Annotated in this window: 20 protein-coding genes; 6 read left to right on the top strand and 14 right to left on the bottom strand. The window is 65.8% G+C overall.

Translation table 11 applies throughout. The features are described from left to right. Nucleotides 1–6 precede the first annotated feature (6 nt). From ASG92_RS03545 to ASG92_RS03560, 4 genes are all read left to right on the top strand, one after another. A complete protein-coding gene (locus tag ASG92_RS03545; RefSeq protein WP_056624581.1) occupies nucleotides 7–1,542 on the top strand; it encodes an aldehyde dehydrogenase family protein in 1,536 nt (511 codons plus the stop codon). 137 nt (nucleotides 1,543–1,679) lie between these two features. Then, complete coding sequence (locus tag ASG92_RS03550; RefSeq protein ID WP_056624585.1) at nucleotides 1,680–3,272, top strand: APC family permease; 1,593 nt, start codon at nucleotides 1,680–1,682, stop codon at nucleotides 3,270–3,272. Between the two features lie 58 nt (nucleotides 3,273–3,330). Next, on the top strand, nucleotides 3,331–4,419 hold the full coding sequence (locus ASG92_RS03555; RefSeq protein ID WP_056624588.1) for an S-(hydroxymethyl)mycothiol dehydrogenase: 1,089 nt from the start codon (nucleotides 3,331–3,333) through the stop codon (nucleotides 4,417–4,419). Further along, nucleotides 4,416–5,036 carry an MBL fold metallo-hydrolase gene (locus ASG92_RS03560; RefSeq protein WP_056624590.1) on the top strand — a complete coding sequence of 207 codons (621 nt, stop codon included), beginning with the start codon at nucleotides 4,416–4,418 and terminating at the stop codon, nucleotides 5,034–5,036. The genes ASG92_RS03555 and ASG92_RS03560 overlap by 4 nt, the downstream gene beginning before the upstream one ends. Before the next feature lie 398 nt (nucleotides 5,037–5,434). On the opposite strand, the gene ASG92_RS03565 is transcribed toward ASG92_RS03560, so the two are convergent. The 12 genes from ASG92_RS03565 to ASG92_RS03620 form a co-directional block, all read right to left on the bottom strand. Then, nucleotides 5,435–6,925 (bottom strand): aldehyde dehydrogenase (NADP(+)), encoded by a 1,491-nt coding sequence (locus ASG92_RS03565; RefSeq protein ID WP_056624594.1) that lies wholly within the window; start codon nucleotides 6,923–6,925, stop codon nucleotides 5,435–5,437. Between the two features lie 39 nt (nucleotides 6,926–6,964). Continuing rightward, nucleotides 6,965–8,416, bottom strand: coding sequence for an FAD-dependent oxidoreductase (locus tag ASG92_RS30225; RefSeq protein WP_056624597.1), 1,452 nt, complete (start codon nucleotides 8,414–8,416; stop codon nucleotides 6,965–6,967). Continuing rightward, nucleotides 8,413–8,724: a (2Fe-2S)-binding protein gene (locus ASG92_RS03575; RefSeq protein WP_200951870.1), complete on the bottom strand. Its 312-nt coding sequence runs from the start codon at nucleotides 8,722–8,724 to the stop codon at nucleotides 8,413–8,415. The genes ASG92_RS30225 and ASG92_RS03575 overlap by 4 nt, the downstream gene beginning before the upstream one ends. Next, nucleotides 8,721–9,905, bottom strand: coding sequence for an FAD-dependent oxidoreductase (locus ASG92_RS03580; protein WP_056624601.1), 1,185 nt, complete (start codon nucleotides 9,903–9,905; stop codon nucleotides 8,721–8,723). The genes ASG92_RS03575 and ASG92_RS03580 overlap by 4 nt, the downstream gene beginning before the upstream one ends. Beyond that, nucleotides 9,902–10,627, bottom strand: coding sequence for a GntR family transcriptional regulator (locus ASG92_RS03585; RefSeq protein ID WP_056624604.1), 726 nt, complete (start codon nucleotides 10,625–10,627; stop codon nucleotides 9,902–9,904). The genes ASG92_RS03580 and ASG92_RS03585 overlap by 4 nt, the downstream gene beginning before the upstream one ends. Then, nucleotides 10,624–11,586, bottom strand: a complete 963-nt coding sequence (locus ASG92_RS03590; protein WP_056624608.1) for an ornithine cyclodeaminase family protein — start codon at nucleotides 11,584–11,586, stop codon at nucleotides 10,624–10,626. The genes ASG92_RS03585 and ASG92_RS03590 overlap by 4 nt, the downstream gene beginning before the upstream one ends. After that, the gene (locus ASG92_RS03595; RefSeq protein ID WP_056624611.1) at nucleotides 11,583–12,584 is read right to left on the bottom strand and encodes a proline racemase family protein; all 1,002 of its coding nucleotides are present in this window, start codon (nucleotides 12,582–12,584) and stop codon (nucleotides 11,583–11,585) included. Before ASG92_RS03595 ends, ASG92_RS03590 begins: the two co-directional genes overlap by 4 nt. 230 nt (nucleotides 12,585–12,814) lie before the next feature. Continuing rightward, the gene (locus tag ASG92_RS03600) at nucleotides 12,815–13,720 is read right to left on the bottom strand and encodes a dihydrodipicolinate synthase family protein (RefSeq protein ID WP_056624615.1); all 906 of its coding nucleotides are present in this window, start codon (nucleotides 13,718–13,720) and stop codon (nucleotides 12,815–12,817) included. Nucleotides 13,721–13,887: 167 nt separating this feature from the next. After that, nucleotides 13,888–14,760: a transporter substrate-binding domain-containing protein gene (locus ASG92_RS03605; RefSeq protein WP_056624618.1), complete on the bottom strand. Its 873-nt coding sequence runs from the start codon at nucleotides 14,758–14,760 to the stop codon at nucleotides 13,888–13,890. Nucleotides 14,761–14,806: 46 nt separating this feature from the next. Further along, on the bottom strand, nucleotides 14,807–15,460 hold the full coding sequence (locus ASG92_RS03610) for an amino acid ABC transporter permease (protein WP_056624621.1): 654 nt from the start codon (nucleotides 15,458–15,460) through the stop codon (nucleotides 14,807–14,809). Then, nucleotides 15,457–16,101, bottom strand: a complete 645-nt coding sequence (locus ASG92_RS03615; protein WP_056624624.1) for an amino acid ABC transporter permease — start codon at nucleotides 16,099–16,101, stop codon at nucleotides 15,457–15,459. The genes ASG92_RS03610 and ASG92_RS03615 overlap by 4 nt, the downstream gene beginning before the upstream one ends. A gap of 1 nt (nucleotide 16,102) precedes the next feature. After that, complete coding sequence (locus ASG92_RS03620) at nucleotides 16,103–16,888, bottom strand: amino acid ABC transporter ATP-binding protein (protein WP_056624627.1); 786 nt, start codon at nucleotides 16,886–16,888, stop codon at nucleotides 16,103–16,105. A gap of 534 nt (nucleotides 16,889–17,422) precedes the next feature. Between ASG92_RS03620 and ASG92_RS29520 the strand changes: the two genes are divergently transcribed. Continuing rightward, entirely contained in the window at nucleotides 17,423–17,845 is a 423-nt protein-coding gene (locus ASG92_RS29520; RefSeq protein ID WP_240986989.1) for a hypothetical protein, read from the top strand. A gap of 516 nt (nucleotides 17,846–18,361) precedes the next feature. On the opposite strand, the gene ASG92_RS03630 is transcribed toward ASG92_RS29520, so the two are convergent. Then, nucleotides 18,362–18,601, bottom strand: a complete 240-nt coding sequence (locus ASG92_RS03630) for a hypothetical protein (RefSeq protein ID WP_157372083.1) — start codon at nucleotides 18,599–18,601, stop codon at nucleotides 18,362–18,364. Between the two features lie 235 nt (nucleotides 18,602–18,836). Then, on the bottom strand, nucleotides 18,837–19,187 hold the full coding sequence (locus tag ASG92_RS03635; RefSeq protein WP_056624634.1) for a DNA-directed RNA polymerase subunit alpha C-terminal domain-containing protein: 351 nt from the start codon (nucleotides 19,185–19,187) through the stop codon (nucleotides 18,837–18,839). A gap of 442 nt (nucleotides 19,188–19,629) precedes the next feature. Between ASG92_RS03635 and ASG92_RS03640 the strand changes: the two genes are divergently transcribed. Then, entirely contained in the window at nucleotides 19,630–20,091 is a 462-nt protein-coding gene (locus ASG92_RS03640) for a sigma-70 family RNA polymerase sigma factor (RefSeq protein WP_240986990.1), read from the top strand. The last annotated feature ends 1 nt before the right edge of the window (nucleotide 20,092 follow it).

Raw genomic sequence — 20,092 nt, forward strand, 5'->3', positions numbered from 1 at the left:
AACCGAATGATTGATACCCAAGTCCAGCTCGCCCGCGGGGTCTATGTCGACGGCGAGTGGTCGCCGTCGTCGGCGGACCGCACGCGAACCATCAGCTGCCCGGCCGACGGAACTGCCGTTGCCGTCGTCGCCGAGGGCACCGCGGCAGACGCCGGCGCCGCCGTCGCCAGCGCCCGGCGCGCATTCGACGACGGCGACTGGCCGCGCACCCCGGAAAAGGAGCGCGGCCAGGTGCTCCAGCGCGTTGCCGACCTGCTGGAACGCGACAAGGCGGCCTATGCCAGGGCCGAGGCGCTCGACACCGGAAAGCGCTACGTCGAGGCGGAATACGACATCGACGACGTCATCGCGTGCTTCCGCTACTACGGCGGCATCGCCGGCACGGACGCCGGGCGGGTGATCGACACCGGCAACCCCGATGCGATCAGCCGGATCGTGCACATGCCCGTGGGCGTCTGCGGGCTCATCACGCCGTGGAACTATCCGCTCCTCCAGGTCTCGTGGAAGGTGGCCCCGGCACTCCTCGCCGGCAACACCTTCGTCCTCAAGCCCAGCGAGCTGACCCCCTCCACGGCCGTCCTGCTGATGGAGACGCTCCGTGAGGCCGGCGTGCCTGCCGGCGTCGCGAACCTGGTCACCGGCACCGGACCCGAGGTGGGCGCCGTCCTCAGCACGGACCCCCGCGTTGACCTGGTGTCCTTCACGGGCGGCCTGGCCACCGGCAAGCGCATCATGGAAGCGGCTGCCGGCACCATCAAGCGGGTGGCGCTGGAACTCGGCGGCAAGAACCCCAACATCGTCTTCGCCGACGCCGACTGGGATGCCGCGGTCGACTTCGCACTGACCGCCATCTTCCTGCACTCCGGGCAGGTCTGCTCCGCCGGGGCGCGCCTGATCGTGGAGGAATCCATCCATGATGACTTCGTCGCCGAGGTGGCCCGCCGGGCCCGGAAGATCCGCCTGGGCGGTCCCTTCGACGAACGGGCCGAGACCGGTCCGCTGATTTCCTTCGCGCACCGGGACAAGGTCCACGCCTATGTCCAGGCGGCGGTGGCCGAGGGGGCGACGCTCGTGTGCGGCGGCTTCATCCCGGACGGCGCCTCTTCCGGCGGGGACTCTTCCGGCGGGGCGGACCTGGCTGCCGGAAGCTACTACCCGCCCACCATCCTGGACGGCTGCACCACTTCCATGCGGGCGGTGCAGGAGGAATCCTTCGGCCCCGTGCTCACCGTGGAAACCTTCCGGACGGAGGCCGAAGCGATCCGCCTCGCCAACGACACCGTCTACGGCCTGGCCGGAGCCGTCTGGACCGGCGACGGCTCCCGCGCACAGCGGGTGGCCCAGGCGCTGCGGCACGGCACGGTGTGGATCAACGACTACCACCCCTACGTCCCGCAGGCCGAATGGGGCGGCTTCGGGCAGTCCGGCAACGGACGCGAACTGGGCGCCCTCGGCCTGGCCGAGTACCGGGAAACCAAGCACATCTGGCAGAACACCCGGCCCGGACCCAGCCGCTGGTTTGGCTCATCGACGGAGGTTTAGGACGGGCAGTACCGGCTAGGCACCACCTTTTGGGGAAATCCGGCCCGGCGCAGCTCGTTGGCGCCGGGCCGTTGATACCGCCTGCGCCCTGACGGGCACGGGCTATCACCATCGTGCTATTCGACTTAGGAGCTCAGATGTTAGAACCCAGCAAGTCAGGACAAGTCAAGAGCGATGACTCCAGCGGCATGGACGAGTTTGGCTACGCCCAGACCCTCGACCGCAGCATCGGCAAGTTCGCCAGCTTTGCCGCCGGAGTCAGCTACATCTCCATCCTCACCGGTGTTTTTCAACTGTTCTACTTTGGTTTCTCCATGGCCGGACCCGCCTATGCCTGGTCCTGGCCCCTCGTCTTCGCCGGCCAGCTGATGGTGGCGCTGTGCTTCGCCGAGCTGGCCGGCCGCTACCCGGTGGCGGGGTCGGTGTACAACTGGGCCAAGAGGCTCTCCTCCGGGACGTCTGCCTGGCTGGCCGGCTGGCTGCTGCTGCTTTCCTCCATCGTGGCACTGGGGTCCGTGGCCCTGGCCCTGCAGCTGACCCTGCCGCAGATCTGGTCCGGCTTCCAGCTGGTGGGAGACGGGACGGGACAGTACGACTTCGCCGTCAACGGGGTCCTGCTGGCCAGCATCATGATCGGCATCTCCACCCTCATTAACGCCTTCGGCGTGAAGCTCATGACCAAGATCAACAGCATCGGCGTCTTCGTGGAACTTGCCGCGGCCGTGCTGCTCATCCTGGCCCTCGGCTGGCACGTGGTGCGCGGCCCCGAGGTCCTGTTCGACACCGCCGGCTTCGGCGAAGAGCACCCGCTCGGGTTCTTCGGGGTGTTCCTCATCGGCGCCATGGCGTCCGGCTACGTGATGTACGGCTTCGACACCGCCAGTTCCCTCGGCGAGGAGACGAAGGACCCGAAACGGACGGCCCCGAAGGCCATCCTGCGCGCGGTAACCGCGTCCTTCGTGCTGGGCGGGCTGATCCTCCTGGGCGGGCTGCTGGCCGCTCCGGACCTCAACGATCCCAAGGTGGGCGCCGCAGACGGCGGCCTGCAGTACATCGTGCTCTCCGTGCTGGGCGGCCCCTTCGGCAAGGCCTTCCTGGTGTGCATCGTCGTTGCGGTCGTGGTCTGCACCCTGGCCGTCCACGCCGCCGCGATCCGGATGATGTTCGCCATGGCGCGGGACAACAACCTGCCGTTCAGCCGCCAGCTCAGCAAGGTGGACCCGGTCCGGAAGACGCCCACCGTGGCGGCCATCGTCATCGGAGTCATCGCCGTCATTCCGCTGATCGTCAACGTCTCGCAGCCGGCGATCTTCACCATCCTCTCCAGCATCAGCATCGTGCTGATCTACCTGTCCTACCTGCTGGTCACCGTGCCGATGCTGCGCCGGCGCCTTGTGAAAAAATGGCCGCTGCCCGACGACGGCTCCGAAGCGGGATTCAGCCTGGGCAAGTGGGGGCTGCTGGTGAACGTGCTCGCGGTACTGTGGGGCGGGGCCATGACCCTGAACCTCATCTGGCCAAGGCCGGAGATCTACAACTCAGTGCCGCCGTTTGAGTGGTACCTGCAGTGGGGCGGGGTCATCTTTGTCGGCACGGTCGTGATCGGCGGGGCGCTGCTCTACCGCCTGCGGATCAGGCACCGCACCGGCGTCCTGGCCGAACACGCCGCTGCGGCCGTGGTGCCGCAGGAGGTCCCCGACGGGGATTTCGAACCCCAACGGGTCAGCTAGATTGGCAACGGGTGCCGTTGCATCGAGTCCGAAGGACTGACGAAAGGAACACAAGCTCATGGTCCACAAAGTAAAAGCGGTCATCGCCAAGGAAAAGAACGCCCCGGTCTCGGTGGAGACCATTCTGGTGCCGGATCCGGGCCCGGGCGAGGCGCTGGTGGACATCCTCACCTGCGGCGTCTGCCACACGGACCTGCACTACAAGCAGGGCGGAATCACCGACGACTTCCCCATCCTGCTCGGCCATGAGGCCACCGGCGTGGTCAGCGCCGTCGGCCCCGATGTCACGGATGTGGCTCCCGGCGACCGGGTCATCCTGAACTGGCGCGCGGTCTGCGGCCAGTGCCGGGCCTGCGCCAAGGGCAAGCCGCAGTACTGCTTCAACACGCACAACGCCACCCAGAAGATGACCCTGGAGGACGGCACGGAACTGTCTCCCGCGCTGGGGATCGGCGCCTTCGCCGAGAAGACGCTCGTCGCCGCCGGGCAGTGCACCAAGGTGGACGAGGACGCCGATGCGGCCGCCGTCGGGCTCCTCGGCTGCGGCGTGATGGCCGGAATCGGTGCCGCCATCAACACCGGCGAGGTCCAGCGCGGCGAGTCCGTGGCCGTCATCGGCTGCGGCGGCGTGGGCATCGCTGCCATTGCCGGGGCCAAGCTGGCCGGCGCCACCACGATCATCGCGGTGGACATCGACGACAACAAGATCGAGATGGCCAAGTCACTCGGCGCCACCCACGGCGTGAACTCACGCGTCACGGATCCTGTCGATGCCATCCGTGAACTCACCGGCGGCTTCGGCGCCGACGTCGTCATCGACGCCGTCGGACGTCCCGAAACGTACAAGCAGGCGTTCTACGCCAGGGACCTTGCCGGCCGCGTGGTGCTGGTGGGTGTGCCCACCCCCGAGATGCAGCTCGAGCTGCCCCTGCTGGACGTCTTTGGCCGCGGCGGGTCGCTGAAGTCCTCCTGGTACGGGGACTGCCTGCCTTCCCGGGACTTCCCGATGCTGGTCCAGCACTACAAGCAGGGCAACCTGAACCTCGACGCCTTTGTGTCCGAACGCATCACGATTGACCAGGTGGAGGAAGCCTTCGCCAAGATGCATGAGGGCAAGGTCCTGCGTTCGGTGGTTGAAATCGCATGAGCGTCACCATCGAGAACCTCGTCACCTCGGGCACCTTTTCGCTCGACGGCGGCACCTGGGACGTGGACAACAACGTCTGGATCGTGGGCAACGACGACGAATGCGTGATCATCGATTCGCCGCACGACGCCGGCGCGATCATCAGCCAGGTCCGCGGCCGGAAGGTCCTGGCCATCCTGCTCACGCACGCGCACAACGACCACATCGGGGCGGCCCGCGAGGTGGCTGACGCGGTGAACGCGCCCATCCACCTGCACCCTGAGGACCTGGTGCTCTGGGAACAGGTGTACCCCGACGTCAAGCCGGACCACCACATCGCTGATGGCGACGTCTTCAGCGTGGGCGGAGCGACCCTCAAGGCCATCCACACGCCAGGCCATTCGCCGGGCTCCACCTGTTTCCTCCTTGAGGATGAAGGAACGGTGTTCACCGGGGACACCCTCTTCAACGGCGGCCCGGGCGCCACCGGACGGTCCTACAGCGATTACCCAACCATCCTGGCCTCGATCCGGGAACGGCTCCTGACGCTTCCTGCCGAGACGGTGGTCCGCACCGGCCACGGCGACAACACCACCATCGGAGCGGAACGGGAGACGCTGGCCAGCATCAGCCAATGAAGCCATCCCCCTGATTGACCCTGTTTGAATCAAGAACGACGGCGACACCCCGGCAAGTCCGGAGTGTCGCCGTCGTCTTTTGGCAAAGAGGGTCGGGACGGCCGATTTGGGCAACTGTGAGCTAAGGCGCGCGGCCTGCCGAGGAAGTCTTCAGCTCCTGAGGGGTTCAGGGGGCACTTCGCCGGGGCTAAGAGCTTCGTCTGGTTCGGCGGCCGGGCCGAATCCCGGGACATGGATGCCGCCAGCGAGAATCCACCAGTAGGAGTCGTCCGTTCCTAGACGTCGAGTGAGTATCTGTTGATCGGACTCTTGGAAGGGAAACCGGCGGCTCACTTGAGTGCGGCCCGCCGGAGCGGATCGCACACCTCCGCCAAGCCAGGAGATTCTCTGCACCCACATCAACGGCCACCCTCCCGCCGGCCGTTGATGAGGCGCGGAACTGCCAGGGGGTTGTCCTCGCGGAGTGCCTCCGGCAGCAGGTGCTGCGGGAAGCCCTGGTAGGCAATCGGGCGCAGGAAGCGTTCCATAGCCGCCGTGCCCACGGAGGTGCTTCCCACGGCGGTGGTCGCCGGGTAGGGTCCGCCGTGCTGTTGTGCGTACGTCACGGAGACACCCGTTGGCCACTGGTTCCAGACCACGCGCCCGGCCTTGCGGGCAAGCACCTCCACCAGTGCCTCTACCTGGCAGGAGTCCGTTCCGTGGATCGTGGCGGTCAGCTGCCCCTCGAAAGTCTCGGCAAGCTCGGGAAGCTGGGACTCGTCGTCGTACGTCACCACGACGGCGGTGGGCCCGAAGCATTCGGTTTGGAGGGCGTCCGGCTCGGCGAGCATGTCCGCCGCGGTGGTGCGGAGCAGGGTCGCGCCCGGCGGATCGGCCAGCGGCCCTGCTCCCTGGACCAGCACCTCAAGGCGCGGGTTTGACTGCAGGCCCTGCAGGACTTCGCCGTAGCCGGACTGGATCCGCTCGTTGAGCAGTGGCGCTGCAGGTGGCAGAGCGGCGTCGCGCAGGGCCTCCACCAGCCCCGAGCCGGCTGGGACGAAGAGCGTTCCGGGCTTGGTGCAGAACTGTCCGGCCCCGAGCGTGAAGGAGCTAACGAAGCCCTCGGCTATTTCCGCGCAGCGTTCTGCGGCCGCGGCCTCGGTGACGAAGGCCGGGTTGTTGCTGCCCAGTTCGCCGAAGAAGGGGATCGGTTCGGGCCGGGAACTGGCGATGTCGAAGAGGGCGCGTCCGCCGGGGATGGAACCCGTGAATGCGCCGGCCTTGACCCTTGGGTCGCGCAGGGCGGCAGCTCCGGCGGCGGTCCCCGCGATGAGCGCGAACGTGCCGTCGGGAGCGCCGGCCTCGCGGAGTGCCGAGACGACGACCTCCGCCGTGAGCCGGGACAGCCCGGGATGGCCGGAGTGGGCTTTGAGTAGTACGGGGCTGCCCGCGGCAAGCGCCGACGCGGTGTCTCCGCCGGCAACGGAGAACGCGAAGGGGAAGTTGCTGGCGGCGAACACCACCACCGGCCCCAAGGGTGCCAGGACACGCCGCAGATCGGGCCGCGGGGCGCCCATCGGCCAGTCGGCGTCGGCATGGTCAATGCGGGCGTCAAGGTAGCCGCCGTCGCGCAGTACTTCTCCGAAGAGGCGCAGCTGGAAGGTGGTGCGCTTGAGCTCGCCGCGGAGCCGCGCCTCGGGCAGCCGGGTTTCCCGTTCGGCCACGGGAACGAGCTGGTCGGCGGCAGCATCCAAAGCGTCAGCGACGGCGTCGAGCAGCTCGGCGCGCTCGGCGGGGCGGCGTGCGGCCAGTGGTGCCGCAGCTCTCTGGGCCGCTGCCAGCAGTTGTTCCAACTCGGCGTCGGTAGTCGGCGGCAGTACGACGGCGGTGGTCTGGGCGATCGCGGTCATGCGCGGTCTCCTTTCGGGAGGCAGTTCAGATGGGGATGTTCAGTTGTCCGTAGTTTCAAGGGCGGCGAGTTCGCCGATGCCCACTGGCGCGGCCAAAGGTCGCTTTGCGGAGCCGGACAGGCTTTCAGCGGTGGGCGCGACGCCGGAGCCGGCCCCAATGCAGGCGGCTGCGAAGCCGCACACCCGGCCTTGGCACCAGCCCATTCCGGCGCGGGTGAAAGACTTGAGTGTCCGGGTGTCGCGGGCTCCCAGGCTCTCCCGGGCGTCGGTGAGCTGGCGGGCTGTGACTTCTTCGCAGCGGCACACGATAGTCTCGGGGACGAGCCAGTCCTGCCAGGCCGGAGGCACGGGGTGCGCCCGGTGCATGGCCTCGGCGAAACGCCGGTGCCGCGCGGCGGTTTTCTCCGGCAAAACGGTCCCGCCCGCTGCGGCAGTGCCCGCCGCGAGGCCCTCAAGCACGGCCAATGTTGCCCCGCCGACGCCGGTGACCTCACCCGCGAGAAATAGGCCCGGGACGCTGGACTGCTGGCGCTCATCGACGACGCCGACCAGCGAGCCGTCCGCGTCGAGCCGAGTCTGGACCCCGAAGGACAGCGGCAGCTCCATCTGCGGCGTGAAGCCCCAGCCGAAGCCGACCACGTCCACGTCCTCGTACGCACGCTCGGTGCCGGGCCGCACCCGGCCGTCGGCGTCGACCCTGGCCGTCCTTACTCCGGAAACGTGATCCGTTCCGAGGACCTCGGTGACGATGCTGCGCGTGCGGTACGGAATCCGGTGCCGGGCGAAGACGGCCGCGTACTCCGCGCCCTCAAGGGCCTTCTCCGGCACTCCCGCAGCAGCACGCAGATGCGGCAGCCAGGCGGTCGGGGAGGAAGACTCAAGCACCGCGAGGACCTTGCCGCCAGCCTCGGCGATATTCGCGGCAACCGGGAGCAGGAAAGGACCGGTCCCAGCAATCACAAAGCGTTTCCCGGGAAGAATTCCGTTGGCCTTGATGAAGGCCTGGATGCCGCCGGCAGCCATCACACCGGGAAGGTCCCAGCCCGGAACTGGAAGCTGGCGGTCGTAACCGCCGGGACACAGGACAAGACGGCGCGCGACGACGGTTTGGGTACCCACACTTGCCTCTAAAGCAGCCACCGCGGCGGTGGGCGTCGTGCGCAAGGTGAAGCCGGCGTCGTCCCCTTGAACTGGATGGAGTTGCTGCGCCATCCAGACCTGGAGCCCCGGAAGGTAGGTGATCCGCCCGCGGCCGCGCGCGGCGTCGAAACGAGCCCGTAGGTCGAGGTAGGTTCGCCCTCCGTGGTGCCCCTTGCCTTCCTGTTCCGGCACCACGGTCTCGGGCCGGTGTCGCCAGAACTGGCCGCCCGGTTGGGCGCCCGCGTCCACGAGCACGACGGCGGCTCCGGACTCGGCGGCCGCGACTGCCGCGGCCAGCCCGGCGGGACCTGCGCCCACGACGGCGACGTCTGCGCTGACGATGGGCGTCATGCTCGTCCTCCCTGATCCGGGCAAGAACCCTCGATCTCCATGCCCTCTTGCACTTCGACGAGGCAGGCACGCTGATTCGCTTCGCCGTCGACCGTTACGAGGCAGTCGAAGCAGACGCCGATGCCGCAGAAAAGTCCGCGGGGACGCGCGTTCTTGCGCGTGCTGCGCCAGGCGGTGATGCCGTTGGAGACCAGGGCAGCGCCGATGTTTTGTCCTGGTACCGCAACCAGTGGACGGCCGTCGAAGCTCACGTTGACCGCACCCGGCGTATTGACTGACCAGGTCTCTCCTGATGAATGGGTGCTCATGCTGTGGCCTCCTCTCGATGAGTTGTGCTGTTTTCCTTTCGCTCGCCGAAGCGGGCCGGCGCGAAGGGGGAAAGGTCAAGGTCCGGGGCCTGGCCGGAGAGCGCTTGGGCAAGGAGCTTGCCGGTCCCGGCGGAGAGGCCGATTCCGGCGCCCTCATGGCCGGCGGCATGCCACAGCCCGGGGGCGCGCTCGTCGTGGCCTATCACCGGAAGGTGGTCCGGGCAGTACGGGCGGAAGCCGTGGTAGTGGCGGATGGCCTTGACGTGCTCAAGGAAGGGGAACAGTGCGACGGCGTTTTCCGCCAGGAGCCGGAGGGCGTTGGTGCTCACGGTGCGGTCGAAACCGACGCGTTCGCGTGTTGAGCCGATGAGAATAGTGCCGCTGGGAGTGCCCTCGACTACCGGCGAGGCCTGGAGTCCGGCGTCGGAACTGCCGACGTTATCGATGTATTCGGCTGCATAGACCTTGTGGTGAACCATGGGCGGGAGTGGTTCGGTGACCATGACGAAGCCGCGGCGGGGAAGGACCGGGACGTTGACCCCGGCCAGGGCGGCGAGTTCGCCGGCCCACGTACCGGCGCAGTTCACCACAGCCCCGGCGGAGAAGTCACCGCGAGGTGTCCTCACACCCGTGATGCGGTCTCCGCTCCGGAGGAAGCCAGTGACGGGGGTGTCGGCGACGAAACGCGCCCCTGCATCGGTTGCCAGCCGAACCAGATGTGCGGCGACCAGCATTGGTTGGACCTGGCAGTCTTCGGGGTAGCTCGCCCCGCCCAAGGCGTCAGGAGTGATGTTCGGTTCGGCGTTCCGCAGGGTATCCGGGTCCAGCTTCTCCACCACAACGCCGTAGCGGGCTTGCGCGGCCATCACACGGTTGAGGGATGCCAGGCTGCTTTCCCGGGAGGCGACGATGATGCCGCCCTTGGACTCGAATTCCCAAAGCCGCTTATGCTCAGCGAGGTCGCCGTGCCAGACGCCAAGGGAGTAGCGGGTTAGTTCGAGTTCGGGACCGAGTTCCTTATCCGAGACAAGGATGTTTCCTTCGCAGGCGGAAGACGTGCCGCTGGCGGGGAGCCCCTTGTCCAGGACGGTGACGGTGAGACCCTGCTGAGCTGCGAAATAGGCAGTGGCGGCGCCGATAACCCCGGCGCCAATGACGAGCACATCGCTCGCTGAGTTCATGTCTGTTGCTCCTGCGGTTTCTCGTTCTCGCCCGTGGCCCAGAGACCGCGGGCGTGGCCAATGTGGCGGCGCATGAATTCCTGCGCCGCCGGCCCATCCCCGGCTTCGATGAGGTCGAGCAATTCGTGGTGTTCCTGGGCGGAGTCGGCCAAGCGGTTGCTGTCGCTCAGGATCTTGAGGCCGTACATCCGGGTACGGGAACGAAGGCTGGTAGCCAACTCAACGAGCTGGTTGTTGCCGGCGTACCGCAAAAGCTCGGCGTGGAATATGCGGTCCGCGGCAAGGTAGGCAGTGAGGTCGCCTTCCCGCGCGGCGTCCACGATGTCGTCCGCCATGGAGCGCAGCACCTTCATGCCCGATGGCGGGACCGCCCCGGCCACGTCGCCAACAACAGGCGGCTCGAGGAGCAGGCGGATTTCCGTGAGCTCGTCCAGTTCGCGGTCGCTCATGGTGGTGATGCGGAAGCCTTTGTTCTTCAGTGTTTCCACCAGGCCTTCGCGGGCGAGATCCATCATGGCCTCGCGAACCGGTGTGGCCGAGACGCCAAAAGCGGCGGCAAGTGCGGGGGCGGAATACAGGGTGCCTTCCGTTAACGTGCCGGCGATGATCGCTGCGCGCAGGGACTCGGTGACGGACTCGCGGAGGCTGTGCTGGCGGCCGAGCGGCGCGATCGGTAGCTGGTTGTTGGTTGGCACGTTAAGCACTCCTTGTGCGGATTTCATGATCGGGTGCCTCCTTCATACACCACGGCAGCGGTCGCGAGGTCTTCCCATGCCATGCCCACACCTGCGTACAGGCAGGGCTTGCCTGGGGAGCGCACGAACTCTCCTTTGACAAGGTCGAGGAGGTTGGCGGGACGGATCGCTTCCCATTCCTCCGCGGTGCGTGCGGGTATCAGGTCCCCGGCCTCGCGTAGTGCCGAGGCGCGCCCCTCCACCACGACGTCGCTGCGCAGCACAAGACCGGCGTCGACTTCACGGGCGTCCAGGCCGTGCTGGCCTACAGCGGCCACCACGGCACCAGGGGCAACCAAACCGCCGTCGAACAGAGGCGTACGGGAGGAGGTTGCGCAGATCACCACATCGGCGTCGGGCACCCCGGCCAGGCTGCCGGGGCGGACTTCGATGCCCTCGGTGGCCAGTTGCCCGATCAGCGCCGTCACCCGCTCGGGGCGGCGGCCGACGACGGCGAAGCTCGCCTCCGGGAGCACGGCGTGCGCCGCGCGGAGGTGGTTGAGCGCTTGGACTCCAGCGCCGAATACGAGCACGCGTTTTCTTTCGGTGCTTTCGTGGCTTCGGGGAGCGCCGTCGGGGGCCGACGCAAGGATGTGTTTGACGGCCAGCAGGGTGGTGGCCGGCGTTCGGATGGCCGTGAGTTCGTTCCCGTCCATCGTGGCCAGCGGCGCCAACGTGTCCGAATCGAAGAGGATGTAAACCCCTTGGATCTTTTCGAGCCCGCGTACCGGGTTGGCAGGGGCTACGGTGAGCGCCTTGATACCGCTGTAGCGCTGGCCTGATGCGGGCATGAGCAGGAACTCGCCGTTCGGTGCGGGGCTGAACAACCGTGGACTGTCGTCCTCGGGGTCGACGCCGTTCAGGAGCGCGTGCTCAAGGGCCGCGATCGCCGTCGTCCAAGGGGCGGCGGCCCGCACCGCCGTCGAATCGAAGTAGGGAAGGCTCACAGCAGGAACCCCGCGGGGAACGGATCGGTGGGATCCAGGAAATACTGCGCGGTACCGGTAAGCCAGGCCCGGCCGGTGACCGTGGGGACGACAGCTGGACGGCCGGCCACCTCCGTTTCCTCAACCAAGCGGCCGATGAAACGGGAACCGATGTAGGACTCGTTGACGAAGTCGGTGCCCAGGGCCAGTTCGCCGCGCCCGTGCAACTGCGCCATACGGGCGCTCGTGCCTGTACCGCACGGGGAGCGGTCGAACCAGCCCGGGTGGATGGCCATCGCGTGCCGGGAGTGCTCCGCCGTCGAGCCGGGCGCCTTGAGATAGACGTGGTGGCAGCCGCGGATATCGTCGCGCTCGGGGTGGACGGGTTCGTCCGTGGCATTGATCGCCTCCATGATCGCCAATCCGGCCTTGAGCAGGTCGTCCTTGCGCTCGCGCTCGAACGGCAAATCCAGGCTGTCCAGGTCCACGATCGCGTAGAAGTTCCCGCCGAATGCCAGATCGTACGGGACGGCACCGAACCCGGGAACTTCCACCTTGGCATCGAGGCGGTCCACGAAGGAGGGGACGTTGCGGATGGTCACGGACTCGGCATGACCATCCTTGACGGCGACCTGGGCGACCACCAGGCCGGCGGGGGTGTCGAGCCGCACGGTGGTAACTGGCTCAACGACCTCCACCATGCCCGTCTCCACCAGGACGGTTGCGACGCCGATGGTGCCGTGGCCGCACATCGGCAGGAGACCGGACACCTCGATGAAGAGCACCCCGAAGTCCGCGTCCGGCCGCGTAGATGGCTGGAGGATCGCCCCGCTCATCGACGCGTGGCCGCGCGGTTCGGTCATGAGCAGGGTACGGATCCAGTCGCTGTTCTCCATGAACCACAGGCGGCGCTCGGCCATGGTGGCGCCGGGGATCGTCCCGATGCCGCCGGTGATGACGCGCGTGGGCATGCCTTCGGTATGCGAGTCCACGGCGTGGAAGATGCGGCTGGTTCTCATGCTTTCCTTCTCCTCTTGTTGTGGCTGGGTTGGCGGGATTTCGGCCCTCCGGCGTCGCCGGGCTTCGCCGGGCAACGGCCCTTCGGCGTCGCTTAGACACAGCCGACAGGCGTCACTTCGGTCGCTGGGCGACCTTCGTGACGCGGTCGGCCGCGATGCGCTCCTTTCCGAAGGACCGAAACCCGGCTTGTGGGTCCGTCACCCGGTGACCCGTCGAGACCCTTTTTGGTTTATTTGTAGCCCTTGGCGAGGGCTGCTTCTGTGTCGCGGATGACGGCGTCCCGCACCTCTGGGGCGAGCGGTCCGCGCGGCGGGCGGCAGGCGCCGCCACGGAGGCCAACGACGTCCATGGACAGCTTGATGGACTGGACGAATTCCGTCTTGCTGTCCCAGCGAAGCAAGGAGTGCAGGTCGCGGTAGATTTCCCGGGCCCGCTCAAGGTCTGCGACATCGCCGGAGGTGGAGAGCCGGTAGAGCTCGAGTGTAGATTCCGGAATTGCGTTCGGGTAGCCCGCCACCCAGCCGACGGCACCTGCCAGGCCCATTTCGACAACGGTATCGTCCGTACCGATGAGGAGGTCCACCTCCGGAGCGAGTTCTTTGATCTCATAGGCCCGGCGGACGTCACCAGTGAACTCCTTGACGCCGACAATGAGGCCTTCGCCGTGGAGGCGGGCGATGAGCTGCGGAGTCAGGTCCACTTTGGTGTCGATGGGGTTGTTGTAGGCCACGATCGGCAGCCCGACGGCGGCGGCTCGGCGATAGTGGTCAACCACCTCGTCGTCGTTGGCGCGGTAGGCGTTCGGAGGGAGCAACATGAGAGCCTTGGCGCCGGCCTCGGCGGCCTGCTCTGCCCACTTCTGCGTTTGGAGGCCGCCGTAGGCGCCCACGCCGGCCATGACGGTGAAGCCCTCAGGCGCGGCCTCGACCGCAGTCGTGATCACGCGGGCACGCTCTTCTTCGCTCAGCGTCTGGTACTCGCCCAGCGAGCCGTTGGGGGCTACGCCGTCGCAGCCTGCATTGGCCAGGAAACGGACATGCTCAGCGTATGCGTCATAGTCGATGCTGAGATCATCCTTGAACGGCAGCGCTGTGGCGACGAGTACGCCGTGCCAGGGCTTGCGGGTTTCAGTCATTGTGGGTCCTTTCGGTGGGGCACACGCGGCGCCGTCATTGTGCTGCCGTGAGCTACCTCACAGCCTAATCTACCATGTGACATTGCACAGGTGGTCTAAATGGGTGCCGGGCCGAAACCCGGCACCCGGGTTTGCTGACTTGTGTCAGCTGGAAGGGGCAGGGAGGGCTAGCTTGCGGGAACTACGTACTGCTTTTCGGCAACCTTCCCGAGTCCTTCGGACAGGCCGGCGTCGGTCAGGAGCTTGGTGATGGTGCCATCCGTGCGCTGAGCGGTGATGCCGGCGTCGAGTGCCTCCTGCAGGCTCTGGTTGCCCTTGGTCATCGGGAACGCGGCTTCGGGTGCGTGGGCGATTGCCCCGACGCGTGCGTCCGGTTTCTCGTTCGCGAGCGAAACCTTGACGCCGGCGGCGCCCTTGAACTGAAGCACCTGCACCCCGTAAGCGTCGACGTCGGCGTCCAGGCGGCCGGCGTCGAAATCTGCCTTAAGCTCGACGCTGCTGGGGTAGGTGACAAGCTTGCCGCCCAGGATCTTCTTGAGGTCCTCAACCCACAAGTAGCCGTCGATGGTGCCGACCTTGTTCATCTTTTCAAGATCCGAAACGGTGGTGGCGCCCGACTTGGAAACGATGCCCATGCCGTCGAGGTAGGTGGAGGCGGAGAAGTCGACAGCCTTGAGGCGCTTCTCGGTTGCGTCGATGGTGCCCACCGCGAGGTCGATGTTGCCGCCCGAGATTGACTGCACGGCATCTGCGTAGGTGGCTTGCTGGTAGGCGGGTTCGAGGCACTCGTCCTTGGCAATCTTGCTGACGATCGCGATGTCTATGCCGTTGGGATTGCCGCTGTTGTAGCTGCTGAACGGCGGGATATCGATGACGCCCACCGTGAGCTTGCCCGGTGCGACGGTCTGGATGCCGGGGTGCTTCGGAGTGCATGAGGCGGTGCTTGCGTCCGAGGATCCGCCGCAGGCTGTAAGGCCGAGGCTGAGGGCGATCGCGCTGGCAGTCAGGATGCCGGTGCCTTTGAGGCGGTGGGTATTCATGGTTCCTCCTGTGGTGTTGGGGGTGCTCCAGGATGTGGTGGAGCGGTTAGGTGTGGCGGGCCATGCGCTTCTCGAAGAAAACGGTGATCCACGTGGCCGGCATCGAAATGACGGCGTAGCAGAGGCCAGCGAGGGTGAAGATCTGCAGATAGTTGAAGTCCTGGCTACCGATGTTGTAGGCCGTCTTCATCAGCTCGGGGACGGCGATTCCGTATGCCAGGGAGGTGCCTTGGAACATTTGGATCGCGACTCCCATGAGCCCGGGGATTGCCGACCTCATGCCTTGCGGCATGACGACCCGGAAGAAGGTGTCGCGCTGCGACAAGCCAAGGGCATTGGAAGCCTCAAGCTGTCCGCGGGCCACCGATTGGAGCCCTGCCCGCATGATCTCGCTCGAGTACGCCGCTGAGTTCCACGTGAGGGCGAGGCAGGCGGCCGTGATGCTCTCGAACGCGATCCCGAACTTCGGCAAGCCATAGTAGAAGAGGTAGAGGATCACCAGGGCTGGGGCGCCGCGGCCAATTTCGACGACGGCGAGTCCCAGGGTGCGGACGGCCAGGTTCTTTGCGGTGACCATGAGGCTGAGTACCAGTCCCAACGGATAGCCGAAGAAGATCGAGATGCCGGCGATCAGGAGGCTGACGGCGAGGCCTGACATCAATTGCGGGAGGTAGCCTGCCCATTCGGTAAGCCATGTCATACGGAAACAGCCTTCCTCATGCGGGAATCGAGTCTGCGGGACAGGTAGGCGACCGGCAGGCTGAGCGCGATGTAGAGGATGCCCACCATGATGTAGGGCAGGATCCCCTCGACCGTCGGGTGTTGCCGGGCGAAGGCCTGGGACTGGAAGACCATCTCGGTGACGATGATCGTGGAGGCGATCGACGAGTCCTTGAGCAAGCCTGTCAGGTAGGTGGCGATGGACGGCGACACTATGCGGAACGCCTGCGGGACCATCACGCCGTAGAAAGTGGTTCCGCCGGTCAAGCCCAGGGCATGAGCCGCCTCGCCTTGGCCGCGCGGAACGGACTGTAGCCCACCGCGGTAGATTTCGGCGAGATAGGCAATGGAGACAACGCCCAGGCCTACTATTGCGGCGCCGACGGGGTTGAACTTGAACGTCCCGATCTGGATGCCGAACTTGAGCAGGAAAAGCCAAACGATGATCGGGACTCCGCGGACCAGGTCCACGAAGAGCCGCGACGCCAGCCGCACAAGAATGTTCGACGACGATAAGCCCACGGCCAGGGGCACGGCGCCCACGATGCCGATGGAGAATGCTGACAGCGTCAGCATGATCGTCATAGGCAGTCCCTGAAGTACTGCTGAAAGGGCGTCCATATCAGCGCTCCAGCACGGCCCGGAGGAAGCGGCGGGTGCGGGCTTCCTGGGGGTCGCTCATGATGGCGCGCGGATCGCCCTGCTCGATGATTTTGCAATCGGCCATGACGACGAGCGTGTCCGAGACGTCCCGGGCGAAATGCATTTCATGGGTGACCACGATCATCGTCATGCCGTCCGCGGCCAGTTCGCGCATCACGGCCAGGACTTCGAGCCCCACCTCGGGGTCCAGGGCCGATGTCGGCTCGTCGAAGAGCATGATGGCAGGATCGAGTGCGAGCGCTCGGGCGATGGCGATGCGCTGCTGCTGGCCGCCGGAGCACTTCCCCGGATGCTGGTCCGCCTTCTCCTTGAGGCCTACCCTCTCCAGCAGTTGCCTCGACCGTTCGTCGGCTTCTTCCTTGCTGCGTCCGAGGACCTTCTGCTGGGGGAAGCTGATGTTCTTCAAGGCGGACATGTGCGGAAACAGGTTGAAGGACTGGAACACCATGCCCACTGTGCGCCGCAGGGCCGCAAGGTCGCGGCTGTTGACATCCTTGCCGGGCTCGATGGTGTGTTGGTCTACCTGGATGGTGCCGGAATCGGGGCGCTCCAGAAGGTTGATGCATCTCAGGAATGTGCTTTTACCGGCACCTGAGGGTCCGATGAGAGCCGTGACCGTCCCCGGTTCAACGTGCAGGGATACGTCGTCGAGGACGGTGTGTTCGCCGTAGCGCTTCGAGATGTTGTCTAGCTTGATACCCAGACGAGGTGCGAGCTTACCGTCTGCGATTTCTGAAAGGGTCATAGCGATCTTCCATGTGGGGGCCAAAGGCCGTCGATCGATGTGGGCCATGTCACGTGATATGTGAAATGGTACATGTCACACTCAGCTAAGGGAAGACCTAATTTTCGGTACCGCGGCGGCCGCAGGCCGGGCGGGACGGACGGCCCCCAGTCCTGCCGCGGCTTCGTCAGCGGTGGCTCAGAGGGATCAACGGGTCCCTGCGCGCAACTGGAGGTAATCCGGGGCGGTGGCTGAACGGTGCACGCAACCGACGGATGTTCCGTAAGGGCCGCAACCACCTAGGCGGCCAGGGGGTTCCGGCTCGGGTGTTGCAGCGTTCGGTGCTGTCGGCAGGACCATGAGAACGACGACCGCCGCCGATGCGCCAATCGTTTTCAGTCCTTGGAAGAGCGTACGTGCAACGTCAGCAGATTCACTGATGGTTTCCGCGATGTGGCCCAAGGGGCAATGATGCGGGGATGACAGGATTTCGAGGATCCGGACACCGGTGAGTGGCGAGAGAACCGCCGGCAGGAGGCCCGGATTCAGGAGACCTTGCATTCTGGACCGGACACCACGCAAACCGTGGAGTGCCCCGCGGCAGTTTCGGCACGTGCGGACATGTCCGTCGACTTTGGCCTGGCCTGCTACCGTGGTGCGGTCGAGAGCAGAATCGGCCAACATCCGCAGCATGGAGTCGCAGCCGCGGCTTTCGGAGTCGCGCAGATACACCAGGAGATAGGCCTCACGAAGTCCTTTGCGAGCACGCCGGAGGAGGGCGGAGAGTGCGTTGGGGGCGACGTCGAGAAGCGGCGCGGCCTCGCGCGGCTTCAGCCCTTCAATCTCGACATACCAAAGGACTCTTTGCCAACGAAGGGGGAGGGTCGCGAAGGCCTCCGCGACGAAGTCGTGCTCCTGCGAGCGGCTATGGAGCCCGTCGGTGTTCTGGCCGTCAGCCAGCTCGATGATCCGCCCTGACGGATGCTCGGCGGACGAATGGCGGTCAAATGCCGCAGTGCGGACAGCCCTCAGGAGATAGGGTCTGACCGGGCCGTTTGGCCCTTTTCCGCGTCGCATTGCGGTCAGGGATTTAAGGAATGCCGTAGCGGCCACGTCCTCTGCATCATGTGAAGATCTGCTCAGCGTGTTGGCATAAGCCAAGGCCGGTTCCCAGTGGCTTCTGAACAATTCCAGAACGGCCCCGGTCTTGCCTTCCCGGCAATCCTGTACGAGCCTCGCCTCGGCTTCTGCCGCGGCGGCTCCCGTATCCGCAGACGCTGTATCCGGCGGGGTTGCAGTGGCCTTCACAGCACTGCCCGGCACGCGGATGCGACACGTGATTGACGGCAAACTGTGAGCATAGTGACTCCGGGCGGACGACTAATTCCTGCTGGCGCGGGATGTGGTAGCGCTCACATAATCACCTAATGAAGGGTTCAAGGCGTTTTGGTCATAAAAAACATGAACAAGTCAGCGCGTGACGGCGGCGGCCCTCTACTCGCGGTGCTCGGACCCGGCGGGTGATGGGGCCTTGCTGTCCTCGCGGTCGATCGAAGCCAGCAACCGGTCCAGGGACCGCAGCACCCCGCCGGTGCGCCTTAGGGTGAGAACAGGGTCAACCGGGCTTGATCCCGCACTGGTCGCGGCGACGTAGTCAGCCCACTCACGGTTCAGTTTCTCGAACTCCCGCCGGCCCACCGATACGGTCAGCCGCCCGTCAGGTCCTTCAGACATACCGATCACCCCCCATTGCTGCGCATGCTGATTGGTCCTCATTTTACCGGTCAGCGGCGATCCGGCCTCTCGACGGGCCACGAGATCCCGTGCAGGAACGGACCGCCGCAGTTGCGCTGCCACCAGCCGCAAACGAATTGCCGGCCACGATCTGGCAGCTGGCAGTCCTTTCGCGAGGATGGTTGGACCATGCGGCCGGTGTGGACCAGAGAGGACGGCGGAAATCGGCAATACTTCATTGACTTCTTTCCGCCTCTTTCAGGATCGGCAGGCCCGCCAACCAGGCCTGGTGATTCCGGGCATGCCGGCTGAGTGGGCGCGTATACCGGAACGATCTTCCGGCTGTGGCGAGGCTTAGGCCTTCCCGCTTCAGGGCTTCCTCAATGTCCCTGATGCTGCCGGTCCCGAGGCCGTGAATATCGTTTTTTAGATCCTGCCGCGAGCGTGCAATCAGCTGTCCGATGGTGTTCACGCCGTGTCGGGCGAGGCCGTTTGCTGCCCGTGCAGGCAGGCGCAGTTCAGATATCGGACGAGCCTGCTGCAGCTCAATGGAACTCGTTGACAATGTCCTCTGGCCCTCCGGCATCACAAGAATCCTCCCGCAATAATTAGCATCCCGCCGCGACGGCGGAATCACACGGAGTCTTAACCGTGCTGCCCGGAGTCCGTGACGGACAACTATGGACCGTACCCCCGAGAGGCTCGGACTTGCCAACCCCTGCAAACGCTTTCACAACAATTTTGGTTTCGGCGTCATGAAACAGGCCCGCCCGCGGTGAATGGTGTGAGGCGCTTGCGGTGCGTTCTCGCTTTTTCGGCATCGAGGGCAGGCAACCACATGGAAACAGTTGAGCACGTTTCACAGGGGGGGCGGGCATCTTTGCCGTGCAGCATCCGACGAGCCGTCCGGCGGCATCCAGGGCGATGAATCGGATTTGATTGCCGGCGTCCGGGCCGGGGATGCGGAGTCCATGGCGGTGTTATATGAAAAGTATCGCGAACCGGGGCTGCGGTTTATCCGGGGTCTAATGTCCGGCGCCCAGGAGTCCGAGGATGTGCTTCATGACGCGTTCGCGAAAGCTGTTGGCGCGATCAGGAACGGATACGGGCCCACGGAGGTGTTTGGCCCGTATCTGAGCACCGCAATCCGTTCCGTCGCGATGACGTTCTGGAACAAACGCGTTCGTGAGCAACCGGCACCCGACGAAGACCTGGATCCGGGACCTGTCGATGACTGGGGACTCGAGACGGTCCTTACTGTGTTCGAGCAGGAACACGTCGCTGCTGCGATGCGTTCCCTGCCGGAGCGGTGGCGGACGGTGCTCTGGTATGCCGAGGTCCTGGGCGAGAAGCCGCGAAACATAGCACCGATCCTGGGCCTCGAACCCAACGCGGTGTCCGCGTTGCTAATCCGTGCCAAGGCGGGGCTGCGCACCGCGTACGAGCAACAGAGCGGATCGGAACTGAGTTCCGTAAGCGAAGCGAACTGAC

It is taken from the genome of Arthrobacter sp. Soil736 (genome assembly GCF_001428005.1).
In the GTDB taxonomy this organism is placed as follows: domain Bacteria; phylum Actinomycetota; class Actinomycetes; order Actinomycetales; family Micrococcaceae; genus Arthrobacter.

Coding starts and splice junctions, on each gene's coding strand:
- ASG92_RS03545 (WP_056624581.1), top strand. CDS start 7: ATGATTGATACCCAAGTCCAGCTCGCCCGCGGGGTCTATGTCGACGGC.
- ASG92_RS03550 (WP_056624585.1), top strand. CDS start 1,680: ATGTTAGAACCCAGCAAGTCAGGACAAGTCAAGAGCGATGACTCCAGC.
- ASG92_RS03555 (WP_056624588.1), top strand. CDS start 3,331: ATGGTCCACAAAGTAAAAGCGGTCATCGCCAAGGAAAAGAACGCCCCG.
- ASG92_RS03560 (WP_056624590.1), top strand. CDS start 4,416: ATGAGCGTCACCATCGAGAACCTCGTCACCTCGGGCACCTTTTCGCTC.
- ASG92_RS03565 (WP_056624594.1), bottom strand. CDS start 6,925: ATGACCGCGATCGCCCAGACCACCGCCGTCGTACTGCCGCCGACTACC.
- ASG92_RS30225 (WP_056624597.1), bottom strand. CDS start 8,416: ATGACGCCCATCGTCAGCGCAGACGTCGCCGTCGTGGGCGCAGGTCCC.
- ASG92_RS03575 (WP_200951870.1), bottom strand. CDS start 8,724: ATGAGCACCCATTCATCAGGAGAGACCTGGTCAGTCAATACGCCGGGT.
- ASG92_RS03580 (WP_056624601.1), bottom strand. CDS start 9,905: ATGAACTCAGCGAGCGATGTGCTCGTCATTGGCGCCGGGGTTATCGGC.
- ASG92_RS03585 (WP_056624604.1), bottom strand. CDS start 10,627: ATGAAATCCGCACAAGGAGTGCTTAACGTGCCAACCAACAACCAGCTA.
- ASG92_RS03595 (WP_056624611.1), bottom strand. CDS start 12,584: ATGAGAACCAGCCGCATCTTCCACGCCGTGGACTCGCATACCGAAGGC.
- ASG92_RS03600 (WP_056624615.1), bottom strand. CDS start 13,720: ATGACTGAAACCCGCAAGCCCTGGCACGGCGTACTCGTCGCCACAGCG.
- ASG92_RS03605 (WP_056624618.1), bottom strand. CDS start 14,760: ATGAATACCCACCGCCTCAAAGGCACCGGCATCCTGACTGCCAGCGCG.
- ASG92_RS03610 (WP_056624621.1), bottom strand. CDS start 15,460: ATGACATGGCTTACCGAATGGGCAGGCTACCTCCCGCAATTGATGTCA.
- ASG92_RS03615 (WP_056624624.1), bottom strand. CDS start 16,101: ATGGACGCCCTTTCAGCAGTACTTCAGGGACTGCCTATGACGATCATG.
- ASG92_RS03620 (WP_056624627.1), bottom strand. CDS start 16,888: ATGACCCTTTCAGAAATCGCAGACGGTAAGCTCGCACCTCGTCTGGGT.
- ASG92_RS03630 (WP_157372083.1), bottom strand. CDS start 18,601: ATGTCTGAAGGACCTGACGGGCGGCTGACCGTATCGGTGGGCCGGCGG.
- ASG92_RS03635 (WP_056624634.1), bottom strand. CDS start 19,187: ATGCCGGAGGGCCAGAGGACATTGTCAACGAGTTCCATTGAGCTGCAG.
- ASG92_RS03640 (WP_240986990.1), top strand. CDS start 19,630: ATGTCCGGCGCCCAGGAGTCCGAGGATGTGCTTCATGACGCGTTCGCG.